Annotated in this window: 15 protein-coding genes; 6 read left to right on the forward strand and 9 right to left on the reverse strand. The window is 55.3% G+C overall.

Annotation, left to right across the window (positions count from 1 at the left end; translation table 11 throughout):
* The first annotated feature begins 2 nt into the window (after positions 1-2).
* Entirely contained in the window at positions 3-1,199 is a 1,197-nt protein-coding gene (locus GRS80_RS01505) for an FAD-dependent oxidoreductase (protein ID WP_160046013.1), read from the forward strand.
* Between the two features lie 66 nt (positions 1,200-1,265).
* Here GRS80_RS01505 and GRS80_RS01510 read toward each other — a convergent pair whose 3' ends face one another.
* From GRS80_RS01510 to GRS80_RS01520, 3 genes are all read right to left on the reverse strand, one after another.
* Complete coding sequence (locus GRS80_RS01510) at positions 1,266-2,270, reverse strand: tripartite tricarboxylate transporter substrate-binding protein (protein WP_160046014.1); 1,005 nt, start codon at positions 2,268-2,270, stop codon at positions 1,266-1,268.
* A gap of 277 nt (positions 2,271-2,547) precedes the next feature.
* Positions 2,548-4,044, reverse strand: a complete 1,497-nt coding sequence (locus GRS80_RS01515; protein ID WP_149080924.1) for a tripartite tricarboxylate transporter permease — start codon at positions 4,042-4,044, stop codon at positions 2,548-2,550.
* A gap of 60 nt (positions 4,045-4,104) precedes the next feature.
* Positions 4,105-5,769, reverse strand: coding sequence for a thiamine pyrophosphate-binding protein (locus tag GRS80_RS01520; protein WP_160046015.1), 1,665 nt, complete (start codon positions 5,767-5,769; stop codon positions 4,105-4,107).
* A gap of 129 nt (positions 5,770-5,898) precedes the next feature.
* On the opposite strand from GRS80_RS01520, the gene GRS80_RS01525 reads away from it, so the two are divergent.
* From GRS80_RS01525 to GRS80_RS01535, 3 genes are all read left to right on the forward strand, one after another.
* Positions 5,899-6,861, forward strand: a complete 963-nt coding sequence (locus tag GRS80_RS01525) for an ornithine cyclodeaminase family protein (RefSeq protein WP_255455238.1) — start codon at positions 5,899-5,901, stop codon at positions 6,859-6,861.
* Positions 6,862-6,993: 132 nt separating this feature from the next.
* The gene (locus GRS80_RS01530; RefSeq protein WP_160046017.1) at positions 6,994-7,503 is read left to right on the forward strand and encodes a tripartite tricarboxylate transporter TctB family protein; all 510 of its coding nucleotides are present in this window, start codon (positions 6,994-6,996) and stop codon (positions 7,501-7,503) included.
* A 69-nt stretch (positions 7,504-7,572) separates the two neighbouring features.
* Complete coding sequence (locus tag GRS80_RS01535) at positions 7,573-8,232, forward strand: isochorismatase family protein (RefSeq protein ID WP_160046018.1); 660 nt, start codon at positions 7,573-7,575, stop codon at positions 8,230-8,232.
* Between the two features lie 2 nt (positions 8,233-8,234).
* On the opposite strand, the gene GRS80_RS01540 is transcribed toward GRS80_RS01535, so the two are convergent.
* Positions 8,235-8,669 carry a universal stress protein gene (locus GRS80_RS01540; protein WP_160046019.1) on the reverse strand — a complete coding sequence of 145 codons (435 nt, stop codon included), beginning with the start codon at positions 8,667-8,669 and terminating at the stop codon, positions 8,235-8,237.
* Positions 8,670-8,866: 197 nt separating this feature from the next.
* On the opposite strand from GRS80_RS01540, the gene GRS80_RS01545 reads away from it, so the two are divergent.
* Entirely contained in the window at positions 8,867-10,219 is a 1,353-nt protein-coding gene (locus GRS80_RS01545; protein ID WP_160046020.1) for a UbiD family decarboxylase, read from the forward strand.
* Between the two features lie 32 nt (positions 10,220-10,251).
* Here GRS80_RS01545 and GRS80_RS01550 read toward each other — a convergent pair whose 3' ends face one another.
* Positions 10,252-10,608, reverse strand: a complete 357-nt coding sequence (locus tag GRS80_RS01550) for a VOC family protein (protein ID WP_160046021.1) — start codon at positions 10,606-10,608, stop codon at positions 10,252-10,254.
* Positions 10,609-10,763: 155 nt separating this feature from the next.
* Here GRS80_RS01550 and GRS80_RS01555 point away from each other — a divergent pair, with 155 nt between their 5' ends.
* Positions 10,764-11,336 (forward strand): UbiX family flavin prenyltransferase, encoded by a 573-nt coding sequence (locus GRS80_RS01555; protein WP_160046022.1) that lies wholly within the window; start codon positions 10,764-10,766, stop codon positions 11,334-11,336.
* 176 nt (positions 11,337-11,512) lie between these two features.
* On the opposite strand, the gene GRS80_RS01560 is transcribed toward GRS80_RS01555, so the two are convergent.
* From GRS80_RS01560 to GRS80_RS01575, 4 genes are all read right to left on the reverse strand, one after another.
* A complete protein-coding gene (locus GRS80_RS01560; protein ID WP_160046023.1) occupies positions 11,513-12,361 on the reverse strand; it encodes a xanthine dehydrogenase family protein subunit M in 849 nt (282 codons plus the stop codon).
* Positions 12,362-14,791: a xanthine dehydrogenase family protein molybdopterin-binding subunit gene (locus GRS80_RS01565; protein WP_160046024.1), complete on the reverse strand. Its 2,430-nt coding sequence runs from the start codon at positions 14,789-14,791 to the stop codon at positions 12,362-12,364. It abuts the gene before it with no gap.
* 5 nt (positions 14,792-14,796) lie between these two features.
* Entirely contained in the window at positions 14,797-15,282 is a 486-nt protein-coding gene (locus GRS80_RS01570; protein WP_149080935.1) for a (2Fe-2S)-binding protein, read from the reverse strand.
* Positions 15,283-15,510: 228 nt separating this feature from the next.
* Positions 15,511-16,275, reverse strand: coding sequence for a transposase (locus tag GRS80_RS01575; RefSeq protein ID WP_160046025.1), 765 nt, complete (start codon positions 16,273-16,275; stop codon positions 15,511-15,513).
* Positions 16,276-16,402 lie beyond the last annotated feature (127 nt).

The raw sequence follows: 16,402 nt of genomic DNA on the forward strand, positions 1-16,402 counted from the left end.
GTATGCACGATGTCGCGATCATCGGTGCCGGATTAGTTGGATGTTCAACTGCGTATGCGCTTCTCGAGCACGATCCAGGCCTTGACATCGTCATCCTCGAGAAGGAATATCACCTCGGCCAACACCAGTCAGGGCGAAACTCGGGCGTTCTTCAACCAGGGTACGGAGCGGGATTGAGTGAGCGTGAGTCAACAGTTCGAACGGAAGGTGTCGAACGGGCTTCGGCGTTCTGTCGCCAACACGACATCCAACTCCAGCAATCAGGAGCAACGATCGTTGCAACGACCGACCAAGAGGCGGAGAGGCTGGGTAAGATCGAAGAGAGTGCCTCGTCGGCCGGTATCAGTGTCGAGCGACTAGACACCACCGGCATTCAAGAGTACGAACCGCATGCGGCTGGAACGGCCGGGCTATTCGTTCCGAACGAGAGGGTCGTCGATAGCCAGCAGTACCTCCACGAACTCGCTAAACAGTGTAAAAATATTGGTGGGATACTTCAGAAGGGAACAGAAGTTGAGCAGATAGACGATACTGGTTCCGCAGTCCGTCTTCAGACATCCGTCGGGACCATTTCGGCCCAGACAGTTCTGAATTCAGCGGGACTTCACGCCTGCCGGCTGGCAAACGAGTTCGGGCTCGCCCGGGACGTGAGCGTCGTGCCATTTCGGTGTCAGTACTACGAACTAACCCCATCGAGCTCCGAGCTGTGTCGGTCACTGCTCTATCCAACCCCGAATCCAAGTTCACCCTCGCCAGGCGTCAAATTCGTCCGTCGGCCGGACGGAACGGTCATTCTCGGTCCGACTGTGAGCCCCGCGCTTGGCTACGAGTCGTACGAGTCGATCTTCGATTCCCCACAAATACGCCAAATCGCTTCCAATGCAGGATTCTGGAAGTTCCTTGCCAGCGCCGGAACGCTCCGTATGGCGAAACAGGAACTATCCAAAACGTACCGACCGACGACGTTTCTCGAGGAGGCACGAACATTGATTCCAGCGCTCGACGAGGAAGATCTCGTCAAGTCGTTCGTCGCAGTCGCACTCAGGTTACTCACCCGCGATGGTGAAATGGCATCGTCAGAACTGGACGTTCGTACGACCGATCGGACCGTTCACGTACTCAACCCGATGTCGGCTGGCGTTACTGTCTCGCTTCCATTGGGAGAACATCTGGCCGAACACATCCTCGAAAGATTGTGATGGGTAGCAAATGCTGCGTCCAGGGAGGGATGGTGACTTCCCGTCCGACCTGAGGCGGTAACTCGTTCAGTCGACGGCGTCTGCCATGACGTCCTCGTACTCCAGCCACCCTTCGTAGAACTCACCGACGAAGTCCTGGAACTCGTCGCCGTGGACCGGTTCGATCGGCAGGTTTTGTTCTTCGGCATCGGCGTGTACCGCGTCATCCTGGAGCGTGTCGTACAGTGAATCCCGGAGAATCTCGGTCACGTCGTCAGGTGTATCCGGTGGAGCGTACAGCCCATATGGCGTTGTGAACTGGTCTCCGAGCGTTTCCGCCGCATCGGAAGGCATACCAAACTCCGCCGCTGTCGTCCACTCGTCGGACTCACCCATAATGAAGTAGAAGCCAATATCGTCTTCGTCCTCGATAATGTCTTCAGTCGTTGAGTGGGTCGCTGCGCCGACATGCTGATCACCACGGATCAACGGCGCAGTCATCTCTCCGGTCCCGCTGTAGTGGACGAAGTCGAGATCGTCCGCCGAATAGTCACCAGTGAGGTCCCCCGCAACGATGCCAATGATATGGCCAGTCGCTCCAGCCCCCTGCGTCGCAAACAGGAGTTCACCATTCGTCATTCCCTCGACCAGCGCATCCCACGAATCGTACTCATCCGTGGCATCCGCATTACCAAACCACGATCGTGGCGTTGCACCGATCTGGCCGAGGTGAGTGAACTCGGTGAGTTCGTACATCGGGTCATAGAGAATCTGACCGGTCGTGTGTGCCTCGAGGTGGCCGAGACAGAGCGTATAGCCGTCGGGTTCTGCCTGGTATACCTCGTCCGCACCGACTCGCGCCGCGGCACCGGCGACGTTCGAGACAGTCACGTTGACATCGTTGGGCAAGTGATCGGCGAGGTGACCCGCAACCAGTCGTGCATACAGGTCGATCGAACCGCCAGGATCTGCCGGTGCAACGATTTCGATATCCCGTTCCGGGAACTCGGATCCTGAACCCCCGTTGCCGTCATCAGTGCCGTTTCCGTTGCCAGCACCGGTTCCGTTACCATTGCCGTTTTCATCACCCATACATCCTGCGAGACCAACAACACCTGCTCCACCAAGGTACCGAAGCATCTTGCGACGCCCGGCGGATGGTTTACTGTTAACCATTCTCAGCCCAACAGAGACAGTATCAGTATATATAACTACTCCATTGTTCCGAGTTGTATTAGTAAAGATAAAAACGACACAGCCAGGTACGGTGTCTACCCACTGTCAATAGGTGCGCGTCGTCTACCGACTGAAACCGAGAGTTAGAATTCAGTTGGAGGGGCCACTCGAGAAGTATCGTGTTTTGTCGGGATCAAGTTGGTACTCGATACTGTTTCACACTCGTGTAAATCAGCGGAAGCAGGGTGAACGCGACGGCCAGGACGATCAGGCCAAGCGATATCGGTCGCTCGAGGAAGATCATATGGCTTCCTCGCGAGGTCATCAGCGATTGATGGTACGCGTTTTCCGCGATCGGGCCGAGGATCATCGCGATGATAAACGCGATTCGAGAGATGTTGGCGCGGATAAACACGTAGCCGATTACGCCGAACAAGAGGGCGATAAGCATATCCGTCGGATTGTTGTTGATAGCGTACGCTCCCGGGATCGAGAGACACAGAATCCCCATGACGATTGTCCCGGTATCCAGCTGTGTAAGACGGGTCAGCGGCTTGAGTAGCGCGAGCCCTAATACACTGGAAATGATGTTTGCAATGATTAGTGCGAAGAATATCGCATACGCAATATCGATATGGTCGATGAGGAATCGTGGTCCAGGCTGGAGCCCGTGGAGAATAAACGCGCCGAGGAGAATTGCCGCGCTTGCACTCCCAGGAATACCGAGTGCAAGCGTCGGGACGAGATCACCGGCGTCTTTTGCGTCGTTTGCAGCCTCTGTCGAAATGACACCCTCTATCCACCCAGTTCCGAACTTCTCGGGGTGGCTGCTGATGTTTTTCCCCTGAATGTAGGAAATGAATCCCGCGATGACACCGCCAACGGCGGGAATCGCACCGACGAGCAACCCGATCATTGCACTCTGTACAAACAGAATTTTGTTCCGGAAGACGGCAAGTCCACCGGCAAGTCGCCCTTCGCCGAACTGGATATCTGCGTCGTCGGTTGCGATCTGGTCCTGGCCCATCAGTTTGATGGCCTCTGCGATAGCGAACAAACCGATGATAACCGGGATAATATTGAACCCGTCGTAGAGATACTGGATATCGAACGTGAATCGAGCAGACCCGGTGACTGGATTGAATCCGTGAAATGCGATTAACAGTCCAAAGCACGCACCAACCAGCCCCGACAGAATTGCACCTTTGACGGCGACGGAAATGGCGACTAGCCCGACGATCGTCAAAATGAAGAACTCGGGCGGGCCGAACATAACCATCAGTGGACGAATAAACGGCAACAAGAGGACGAGAATAATGACCCCGAGCACAGCCCCAAGCGCACTCGCAACGGCACTCGCACCAATCGCGACGTTCCCCTCCCCCTTCTGTGCCATCGGATGGCCATCGAGTAAGGTTGCCGTGTTAACCGGCGAGCCAGGAATGTTTAACAGAATTGCAGTAATGGATCCCGAGAACGTGACACCTCCCTTGGCTGCGGCGAGAAAGGCCAACGCAGCAATCGGGTCGAGACCGTACGTAAGTGGTATGAGAAGCGTAAGTGCAACGACCCCACCGAGTCCAGGAATCACACCGATCACCATTCCAATCAGCGTCCCAAGAACGATGTACAACATCACAGTGGGATCTAACAACATCTCGAGTGCAGCCAACAAGAAATCAACCGGCATTACGTATCATCCTCTGTGTTAGGTATACTCATTCTTCTCCCCCCTTTTTTACTTTCGGTTTCAAATCTGTGCGATATCGTCGGTACTCGGCCATACGGTCGGATCGACCAGTACGTCCAGTAATGCAGGTCCATCGTGGTCTAACACCTCCCCGAGAGCGGGGCGAAGCTCCGACGGATCGGAGACCGTCGCCCCGTACATGCCGAACTGGTCGGCGACACCAGCGAACGACGGGTTCTCGACGTCCGTTCCGAGATACCGTTCGTCGAACAGGCGAGCCTGACGCAGTTTTTGCGTTCCGTGTGAGAAGTTATTGTAGACGACGATCTTTACGTCAATGTCGTATCGGACCGCGGTTTCGAGATCCTGAATCACCATGGTGAATCCACCATCACCCTCGACGCAGATAACCTGGCGATCGGGGGCACCGAGTTTTGCTCCCAACGCAAACGGAAATCCGTATCCCATTCCGCCGAAGCTGATTGCGTGCAGATGGGAGTGGGGATCGGCCGCAGGTTGACGGGCGTTGAAACTTGCGTGGACACCGCCACCTTGCGTAACGATTGCGTCGTCGTCTTTCTCCTCGAGTATCGTCGCAAAGAGACGCTGTGGGCCGATCGATTCTGCGTCTGTCTCGTAGGCGAAAAACGCCGCTCGTTCCGTTCTAACGCGGTCTCTGTATTCGCTAATCACTTCCTCCTCCCAGGAGAGGTCGATGTTACCGGCACGATCGGTAATCGATTCGAGAAACGCCCGCGCGTCGGCAGTGACCGGACACTCGACTGGATACTGGCTCGCCAACTCGGCTGAATCGATGTCGACCTGGACGAGTGTCGTTTCCGGATCCGGACGCGTCCAGTTTGACGTTGTCAAGCCCGAGAATCTCGCACCGATTCCGAGGACGAGATCCGCTTGTCCGAGCGCTTCGTTAGCACCGTCCGATCCACGACGCCCGACCACACCCAGAGACCAAGAACTCGTCTCGTCGAGGATTCCGCGGCCAGAGTTCGAGGTTACGACTGGGATACCCGTATTCTCGACGAACGTTTTGAGGGCGTCACCCGAACCGCTTCGAACGCATCCACCACCGGCAAGAACGAGCGGCTTTGTGGCATCCTCGAGCAAGTGGAGTGTGCACTCGACGTCCGCCGAATGTGGTTCCGGGCGAGAGAACGGAACTGAAAGCTCGTTGTGATCGTAAAACGACTTCTGAGCGTCGTTGTACGTCGATTTTTCACGCGAGACATCCTTGGGCAGGTCGATAAACACCGGCCCGGGCGTTTCAGAGACGGATTTAACGAGACCAGTTCGAACGATCCGGGCTGCGTCGTCGCCACGTCGAACCTGACCCGTCCACTTGGTGATCGGGTCGAGTACGTTCTCGACATCCCATTCGTGCCAGATATCGCGACCCAGTCGTTCCAGGTCTTCGTTTCCAGCGATAGCAACGATCGGCGATGCGTCCCGATACGCTGCTCCAAGTCCGACAACTTGGTTAGCCGCTCCAGGTCCGACGTGTACGAGCGTTACCCCTGGGCGGCCGGTGACTCTCGCATATCCATCGGCCATCGACGTCGCGACCTGTTCGTGCCGAGTCGAGACGAACTCGACGTCAGACTCGTGGAACTTATCAATCACGTTCATGATGACCGAACCCGGGAGTCCGAACACGTACTCAATTCCAGCGTCGTCGAGCGATTGGACGATCGCCTCAGCAGCGTCCATGAAACCCTATGGTTATCGAAGAACTATAACAATTTCTAGGGCACCAGTGTCATTACCAACGGGTTCCGCGTATCGAGAAAGCAGACAGATAGCTTTTTACTTTGTTGATCGAAATCGTTCGAACGATCCATGGCACCGACAATCATTAGTGAGGAGAGGGCAAGCGAATTGTTGTCAATGAGCACGGCAATCGATCGGACTGAAACAGCGTTCCGCCAGTACGCAACCGGGACACTCGTCTCCCAACCGCGTTCGAGTTTCGATACCGATTCCGGGTCGCTCGTGTTCACGCCAGGAGAAAACATGGACGACAGTGTCATCGGGACACGTATCTCCGGAAAGTTCACCATCGGCGGTTCCGAGCAAGCGGACTACGACGTGGAAACCCCGGTCAAAAGCGACCTGGTCGTCGTATTCGACACCGAGAACGGGGAGCTGAAAGGAGCTGTTGCGGGGAGTCGAACGCCGGACGTCAGGACTGGAGCGCTTGGGGGAGTTGCAATCAAACACCTCGCTCGCCCCGATTCGAAAACGCTTGGAATCATTGGGACTGGCCGGCAGGCACGAACACAACTCGAGGCCGCCGTCGCCGTCACAGCGTTCGACGAGATCCGTGCGTTCAGCCGCACGGAAGAAAATCGTGAGCGCTTTGCACGGGAAATGGGCTCCGAACTGGAAATCGATATCGAAGCCGTCGACAGTGCGGAAGCTGCTGTCACAGGTGCCGACGTTCTCGTCTGTGCGACGACCAGCCCCTCGCCCGTCTTCGATCCCGACCTGCTCGAGGAAGGAACGCACGTCCATACGATCGGGCCTGCCTGGAAGGATGCTCACGAGCTGGACATGGACGTCGTGGAAATGGCCGACGTTATCGTAACCGACTCGAAAGAACAAGTGCGCGAGTACGCCGATCGGTACTTCCTCGCCGGAACCAAACACGAAGAGCAGATGGTCGAACTGGCAGACGTCGTTCTCGAGAACCACCCTGGACGGACGAGTTCAGACGCGATCACGCTCTTTTCTCCGATGGGATTACCGGGTACAGAGGTTATTCTTGCGAACGAGATCCTCAACGCGTCGACAACGGTGTAATGTATGCCCGCGTAAATCCAGAACTATCGTCGAAATACTCCCGCAGAACGTAAAACGGTGCTCCGGCGGGAACCATCGACAGATACCGCGACAACCACAATCGTTATAACCGAGATGCAGTGTATAGCACACATGAACATCGTCACAGAGGAGCTACGATTTAAAGTCCCCGTGTTTCTACTACTCCTTTGTTACTTTCTCGTCATTTTTTATTTGTCATTAGAGTTACCGTCGGAGCCACGGCTGGTTCCAATGCTGATCGTCGTCCCCGCGATAGTTCTAACGGTAGTTCGAATTGTCACACTACTATTCCCTGATCTATTTGGCAAATACGCGGAGACCTTCGACATGTCGAAATTCGCCGAGGACGTCGATACCGGAATCAAGGAGAGTTTCGCTTCACCGAGTGAGACGGCAGTCATCGTTGGCTGGTTTCTGCTCTATCTAGCGTTGATCTATTTGTTCGGATTTATCGCCAGTACAATTGCGTTCTCGTTTATGTTTCTCTACGTTCAGGCAGACCAGTCGCTATTGCGAAGCGGGATCTCGGCGGTAACGACCGGTGTCGCGATCTATTTGGTCTTTATCGTCTTGATCAACGTTCGTCCGCTCAATCCCGTCTTCCCAATCTTCCCGGCATAGGAGTCGGTCCCACGAACGGGATCTTCACCGACGGGAACACTTAGGTGGGTTCTCGAACGATACCAGCGTATGACCGAGTTATCACAGTACGTCCCGGAGTTCGTTTCGGACTCCGACCGTGAGGCGTTTGTGAAGGGGCAGTACGGCGAACGAATTGGGTGGGGGCGCTCACCAGCAGTTATCGTCGTCGATATCACCAACCAATTCACTCAGGACGAGTACGCGCTCGGAAGTTCGGCCACAACGGAGTCGTTACTCGACGCGAACGAACGGTTGCTGAATGCCGCGAGACAGGCGGAATTACCGATCTTCTACACACGAGGACCGTCCGACGAGGAAATCGCACACGTCGCGATGGAGCTTCGGAAGGGGGGTGAGGCATACGAAGTCGGCGACGCAAACGAGATCTGCGAAGATCTAGAGCCCAGAGACGACGAAATCGTCATCGAAAAGACGAAGCCGAGCGCGTTTTTCGACACCCATCTTGCGGGGATGCTCACCCACCACGACATCGATACCGCCATCGTAACCGGCGTCAGTACGAGTGGATGCGTCAGAGCAACTGTCGTCGACGCGAGTTCGCACAACTTTCGAACGATCGTTCCGGCAGAATGCGTCGCTGACCGGGCAACGACGTCCCACGAGATGGCACTGTTCGAGATGCAGATGAAATACGCCGATATCTTGCCCACCGACGAGGTCGTCGGCGAGGTTCGAACGCTCTCCTGACGTTACTGGGCGGAGTTCATTAACGTCACTACTGGTACCTTCGTTTCGAGGAGAACCGACTGCGTAACGCTTCCGAAAACCGCTTTTCCGACAGGTGTCCGTTTCCGACCACCGATCACGACGTAGCTCACCTCGTTATTGTTCGCATACTGACTGATTTCGCTGGCGACGTTTCCGAACTCACCAACTGGAACGTACTCAGATTCGGTTTCACTGGCGATCTCATCGGCAATCGACTCTGCAGTCTGGCGGACTTGGTCGATACTCGCTGGTCCGCCAGTTTCGTCTACACTCGTTCGCTCGAGATCGACAAACTCCTTTCTGGAGAGGACGTGAATCACGTGTAGTTCTTCGTTCGTCAATTCGGCGAGGTATCGAGCCTCTTCGACGACATCGTGTGCCTGATTCGATCGATCTACCGCAGCAAGTACGACCATATACGCAGTTTAATTTGCAGGATTATATCGTTACCCTTTGGATAGACACCTGACCGGTTTCTACGAGCGGTCGTGCAACCAACCACTCGGCCTTCGCTCCCCTTAGTATGCTCCACAGACGCTAATCTCGATCGAACGGACACTCCAAACAACACAGTCATGGGAAACTATTTGTTCTATGAGGTAAACACCCACACATGGCTTGGAAAAGCTTGCGAGAGTGGAGTGAAGATCTCAAAGATCGCGGAGATCTCGTCGTTGTCGACGAACCGGTTTCTCCGGAGTATGAAATCGCAGCATACGTGAAGAAATCCTGCGAAGAGGAAGGTCCAGCGTTCCGATTTACGAACGTCGAAGGGCACGATATGGACGTCCACGCTGGGTTCTTTGCGGCGAAACGACGTATTCTCGAGGCACTGGGCGGCGAAACGAAAAAGGAGGCTGAAACGAATATGGTCGAAGCCTCGTCCGATCGAATCGAACCAACCCTCGTCGACGACGGACCGGTCAAAGAAGTAATCGATACGGAACCGAACCTCGAAGAGATCCCGATCGTTACCCACAACGAGAAGGACGTCGGACCCTACATCACGTCCGGCGTCCAGGTTGCGAACCTTCCTCACACAGGCACCCGAGGTCAAGGCATCTATCGGCAACTTGTCACTGGGAAACGCGAGCTTTCGCTGTGGTCACCTGAAGAGCGACGCGTTGGCTACGCATATCGCGTCAACGCAGAGGAAGGGAAACCGACCGAGATGGCGATCGTCATCGGTGCTTCCCCCTCTGTTATCTTCGGAAGTATCGCCAACGTCGGTCACGACATCGACAAGTACAGCGTTGCTGGCGGGCTGATGAACGAATCCGTCGAACTCGTTCCCGGCGAAACGATCGACGTCGACGTTCCAGCTCACGCGGAGATCGTTATCGAAACCCTCATTCACGGCGACGAGAAGAATCCGGAAGCACCGTTCGGAGAGTATCCGGGAGTCTATTCGGAACAAAACGAGAATACGCCGCGTGTCGAAGTAACTGGAATTATGCGTCGCGAAGACGCGATCTACGATACGGTTCTGACTGGACTCCCGCCGAACGAAGATGGGATGATGAACTGGATCCCCCGCTGTGCGTCGGTACGCGCCTCCGCCCAACAAGCAGTTCCGAACGTAAATCAGGTCGACGTCAAGATCGGTCCTTCCGGCGGTAACGGCGTCTTCCAAGCTCGCGTCGCCATCGACAAACGACTCGATGGTGACCCGTGGAACGTCATCTCGAGTGTACTCGGCGGGCGAAGCCAAGCGAAGTACTGTATGGTCGTCGACGACGATATCGACCTCGACGAAGAAGCTGAGGTCGACTGGGCGTGGGAAACTCGCGTTCAGCCACAGCGCGACGTCTACACCTTCCCAACGATGACCGGTGCACCGCTCGATCCCTCTGGACCGAAGCGACAGGCACAGAAGATGGGTATCGACGCAACAATCCCCATGGACGAAGACTCCGAACGGTACGAACCGACGCGAGTTCCTGGAAAAGACGACGTCGAGTGGTAACCGGTCCGGTGGCTCACAGTCGCATAGCCATCTCACTCGAGCGGACGAGAGATTTCGAGAACGTACCCGTCCGGATCCTCGACGAGTAATAGTTTTCTCCCCCAACTGACTTCACGTGGTGGTGAAAGGACGGTTGCATCCGCGGATTGTAGCGATTCGTGAATGTCATCGACACTCTCTACCTCCAGAACGACGATGACTCCGTCACCTCGAGTATCGCCGACCGGATCGAGTCCAAACTCCTCGAGAACGTCCGGTTCGAACTCTTCTTCAAGCACTAACGTACATGCTCCCGTCTCGAACTTTGCTCGACCCTCTGACTCGGACGTGAGTGAGAGTCCGAGTGCATCACGGTAGAACTGGATCGAGTTCTCGATTTCCGAAACCATCAAATACACCTGTTCGACAGATGTCATAGGCGACTATTCACGGTCGAGGTATATATTCACCAGTGTAGGGATACTAATAAGAACCGGTACAGAGAGCCCTGGGGACACCAGCAGCCACTCGCAACTATTATGCTATTAGACAGCAATACCAAAGTATGTCGAACCGCGTTGTCGTAGCCTTTACCGGAGCGACTGGACAACTGTTTGGGGTTAAAGCCCTCGAGCTACTCGACGAAACACCGTATGAATCCCATCTCATCCTGTCACGAGCAGCCAAGATGAACCTCGAGCAGGAGTCAGACCAGTCGGTCGAGGAGGTCCGAGAGCTCGCAGACACGGCCTACAACGTTCAAAACGTCGGTGCACCGCCTGCGAGCGGGTCGTTTCGGACTCAGGGGACGCTCGTTTGTCCGTGCTCGATGAAGACGTTGTCGAACATCGCACACGGGAACGCCGGGAACCTGATAACGCGGACAGCAGATGTCTCGCTCAAGGAGCGTCAGCCGCTCGTACTGATGCCACGTGAAAAACCGTTAAACCGGATCCACATACAGAACATGCTCGATGTAACGGATGCAGGTGGAATTATCTACCCGCCGTTTCTCTCCTTCTACCAGCAACCAGAGTCCCTCGAGGAGGCAGTCACAAGAACAATGGCACGGGCACTCTCGTTTCTAGGTGTTGATGTTTCCTTCGACGAGTGGAACGGCATGAGCATCAATGAGTAATTCCCATACGGATTGCTGTAGCGTTTTACCCTGGAACCGCGACCGGTCTTCGGCCTCTCCGGTATATCGGTACAGCAATCCGTCTCAGCAGGCCAACACTGACTGCTCGAATGGGATCAGTGCGTAGACCGACTCAGCGATTTCGATAGCTAGATCGAAAAACTCCGGTACTCGCGTTATCGAACCGACTCGAGTGCATCACGCGTTAACTCGCCAACTAAGTGAGACTTGTACGCTGCGGTTGCGACTTCGTCGTCGGTCGCGTCGACGTTCTCCCTGGCAGTTTCTGCAGCCTCGTCGATGATATCGTCCGTGATCACAGAGTCCTCGAGAGAGTCCTCGACTGACGACAAACGCGTGGGCCCGTGAGTTGCCGCGCCCACGACGACTCGAGGATCAGTCATCGTCTCGTCGTTCGACAGCGAAGTTGAGAGGGCAACCGCCGCAATCGCGTAGTCACCCATCCGTCGCGTGAACGACTGGTACGTCGAAATCTCGTTATCCTCAGAAAGCGGCACTTCGACGTGTGTGATAAGTTCACCCTGATTTAGATCGGTTTCGAACAGACCAGCGTAGAACTCCGAAGCGGAGACCGTTCGAGTCCCGTCGACACTAGCGATGTGAAACTCCGCATCGAGTGCCGTCGCAATGATCGGTGGATCTCCCTGTGGATCCGCGTGTGCAATGCCCCCAACGAACGTTCCACGACAGCGGATCTGGTGGTCGCCAATCGTCTCGATAGCTTCTGCGAGACCGGGGATTTGCGATCGAACGACGGGGTGTTGCACGATGTCGACGTACGGCACTGCTGCCCCGATCCGAAACGACCCATCTGATTCACCCAGTTCGTGTAAGTCGTCGATTGCCGTGATATCGACGACGTAATCCGCCTGAACGAGCCGTCGTTTCAAAATCTGAAGGAGACTCTGTCCCCCTGCGAGGACAACGGCATCGTTTCCGTGCCGATCGAGTTGTTCACACGCTTCGTCTACCGTTTCGGGCTCTAGGTACGTTATCGGTTTCATCTATCGATCACCGCCAGACTCGTCTGCACCGTGACAAAGCTGATAGACGGTTTCCGGGTCGAGTGGCATTTCAGTTACCGTCGACGAAACGAACTCGTCGTACAGCGCGTCATTTACGGCGTTCAGTATCACGACCGGTGCTAGTATGGAGCCACTCTCTCCGACACCCTTCGTTCCGAGCGGAGCGCGTTCGGACGTCGTATCCGCCTCCCGGATCTTCGTAATCATTGGCGTTTCGTTGATCAGTGGAAGTTGATAATCCTCCATCATCGCATTGACCGGCTGTCCGCTTGCGTCGTACTCCAGGTCTTCACCCAATGCCATGCCAAGTCCCTGTACAATTCCGCCCTGAATTTGTCCCTCGACGATCATCGGATTGATTACTTCACCGATGTCGTCAGCTGCCGCGTAATCGAGAATGTCGATCGTGCCAGTTCTCGTATCGATTTCGACGATCGAGGCATGGACGTTGCTCGGGTAATTGACCGCGATATCCGCTTTTCCGCTTTCATCCAGGATGCCCGGTGCTGGACTGTCGAACGATTCCGTAACGGTCACTGCCCCAGCAGTGATTTCGTCGGGCAGTTTGCGACCATTGTAGTGTGCGTCGTAGGCAATCTCCTCCAGCGGCCGTGAACGTGATGGATCGGATTCGACGAAGAACCGACCTTCTTCGAGAACGATATCCGATGGTGCAGCCTCGAGCTGGTGGGCCGCAATCGTTGTCAGCCGTTCTCTCAGTGACCGTCCGGCCTCGTAGGCCGCACTTCCGGCGACGGTGATTGCTCGGCTTCCCCACGATCCGAGTCCGAATGGAGACGTTTCTGTGTCTGCAAAATCGAAGTTGATATTCGATGGGGATATCCCCAACTCGTCGGCAACAATTTGTGCGAACGACGTTTCGAGTCCAGTCCCCATCGGACACTGATCGCTCGTCACCGTCACCGAACCGTCTTCGTCCATCCTGATCGTGACCGAGCTGTTATCCGACGTATACGCAGGGCGTTGTGCACTGCTGACGTGCATCGCGGATGCAACACCGAGGCCGCGGACGATTTCGTCGTCGGTTTTTTCTTCCAGTAACGAAAGATCGATATCTTCTCTAACGAGACCCAGACACTCCTCCGTCCCACACGAGTCCAAATAGAACCCCATCGGATGCGTCGTCGGACACTCCTCGTTTCCGATCAGGTTCTTCCGACGTACCTCCCAGGGATCGAGATCGAGTTCCTTTGATACCTTCTCGATGAGGGATTCACGGGCTGTCGCAGCCTGAGTCATACCGAACCCCCGATATGCACCTGATGGGACGGTATTCGTAAAGACACATCGACCGTTTACCTCGATGTTATCGATTCGGTAGGGCGTAGCAACGAGGTTACAAGAGACCCACAGACCGGGTTTCGTGAGTGCAGCATAGGCACCAGCGACAGCCGTAATGTCGTCCCGAATGCCGAGGAACGATCCGTCATCGTCGACAGCTAACTCGAGTTCGTGTCGTTGTGGTTGTCGTGCTCGTGTCCCCTGGAACTCCTCGATGCGGTCGAGTACAACCTTGACCGGACGTTCCGTCCGGATCGACAAGAGTGCCGCGACGATCTCGTTTTCGTGTAGCTCCAGTTTGTGTCCAAATCCACCGCCCATGTTTTCTGGCTGAACTACCCGGATAGAGTTGACCGGCCTATCTAGAGTATCAGCAAGATCCCTCCGTACCTGATGGGCCTCTTGTGTCGACGTATAGAGGGTCAGTACGTCATCAGCGGGGTCGTAGTCGGCAACTGCACCGTGGGGTTCCAGCGGAACTGCTGTTGGCCGACTGGTCTCTATTTCGTGTGAAACGATAGTGTCAGCCTCGTCGAAGGCCGCCTCTACATCACCAATATCGATCGAATACGAGCCCCAGACGTTCCCCGAAACGTCTTCGTCTGCTTCGTCGAGTTCTGGGTGGACGAGTTCGTCTTCGGACTCCGGGTCCAGCGCGTCATCGAGTTCGACCATCGACGGGAGTGAGTCGTAGCTTACGCTCACTGTACTTGCTGCGTCTTTAGCAAGGTAGTGAGACTCTGCAGCAACGGCGACGACCCCTTCACCAGCAAACCGCACCTTCTCCTGTGCCAGCGGTGGATGGTCATCCATCATTCCAGAGCGACGACTTCCGTACCGGTTCGCCATTTCAGCAGCTTCCTCCCCGGTAAGAGTGTCAACGACACCGTCCATTTCCTCAGCCTCACTCGTGTCGATCTCTTCGATTAGAGCGTGAGAGCGCATGCTCCGAACAACGGTTGCATGCAACATCCCCGGAAGCTCGATGTCATCGACGTACCGACTGTTTCCAGAGAGAATCCGATCGTCTTCCAGTCGCTGGATCGATCGACCCTTGTACTGGGTGTCTTCGTCCGTGTCAGTCTGTGATTTTGTTTTTCCTTCCATAACGATCACTCGGGGTCGTATCTCACAGCAGCGTCTTCGACGGCCTCGATGATTCGCGTGTATCCCGTACACCGGCAGATGTTTCCTTGAAGACGTTCGCGGATTTCATCTCTCGATGGATCGGAGACGTCTTCAAGCAGAGATTTCGTCGACAACAGGAATCCAGATGTGCAAAATCCACACTGCAGACCGTGATTCCGCGAATAGGCATTCTTTATGATTTCACCGAGTTCGTCGTCTAATCCCTCAATCGTCTCGATTCCCGTGCCATCCGCTTGAGCAGCGAGGACACTACACGATTTAACCGGATCTCCGTCCATCAGTACGGTACAGGCACCGCACTTGCCTGTTTCACACCCACGTTTAACACTCGTAATATCGAGTTCACGTCGAAGCAGATCCGACAACAGATATCGCGACGGAACTGTCGCATCAATCTCACTATCATTGATGGTGGCCGTAACTGTAGTCGTTGGGTTTTGCTGACTCATTCGAGTATACCAGAGCGACCAACTACAAAATATGTTTTGGAACGATTAGTGGCTCCCAGGCCGGTAGCGGAGAATATTCACAACAAAATGAGAGAGCAGAGAAATCGTATCCACTAGGAGCCTGTCTAAGAATTCTCACACACCCAGTCATCGATATCGGCCGAAGACACCGCAGTATAATTTGCTCAACCGATCCAGCAGCGTTGAGAAAAAGAGGGGCAAACTCAGCTATCTGGCGATCGTGTCTGCTACTTCGTGGCCGTCCGGCCCTCGGCCGGACCGCCACAGCTTCAACAGGTTGTGCGTCGCCGAAAACAACGACCACTCCGCTTGCGCTCCCGCCTCCCCACGTAACAGAAATCGGTCACAGCCGCGGGTGACGTGCTGACCGAACACTGCTTCGACGCTCTGGCTGCGCTTGCGATAGATACCTCTGCCTCGTTTCGTCCGGAGTTTTCGCTCCATGCGTTCTTTCAGCCCGTACCACTTGGGGATCCGCCCTCGTGGCGGATCCGCTTCCCGGAGTTCTTTCCGTCGCTTCCAGTCTTTGGTCGTGGCGATGAACAGTTCTGTCTGCTCATCCGCTAACTGCGCGTTCGCTTTGCTCCAGTAGCCAGCGTCGGCAAGCGCCTTCTCCGGGCGCTTGCCGTTCACCTCCTCGCAGGTCTCCAGCATCGGCTTGAGCTGCTGGACGTCGTTTGCGTCAGTAGTGATCTCCTGAGCGACGATGACCTGTGTGTCGCAGTCCACCATTGCTTGGCCGTTGTAGCCCTGTTTCCACCCGTTGCTCGTTTTGAGCGTTTGACTCGCTGGATCTGTCGTGTTTGCCTTCGAGTCCTCCGGAAGCTCCACCTCCTCCGGAGGTGTGGGCTTCCGGCCACGCTTCTTCTGGCCTGATTCTTCTTCTTCCTGTTCTCTCTGGCGGATCTTCTCGGCTTGCTCTTCCTTGAGCTGCTGTTCGGTGGCGTTGAGTCGGTCCCTGGCTTCCCGCAATCGATTCAGTCGGTCCTCTCGCTCCCGGAGTTTAGTGATTAACGCAACTTCTGGATGAATCCGTCGAGGTGATTTTCGATCCAGGAGCCTGCGAAACTCAGCTGATCGGTCAACTTCGTGAAAATCT

The organism is Natrialba sp. INN-245 (assembly GCF_009807105.1).
GTDB classification, from domain to species: domain Archaea; phylum Halobacteriota; class Halobacteria; order Halobacteriales; family Natrialbaceae; genus Natrarchaeobius; species Natrarchaeobius swarupiae.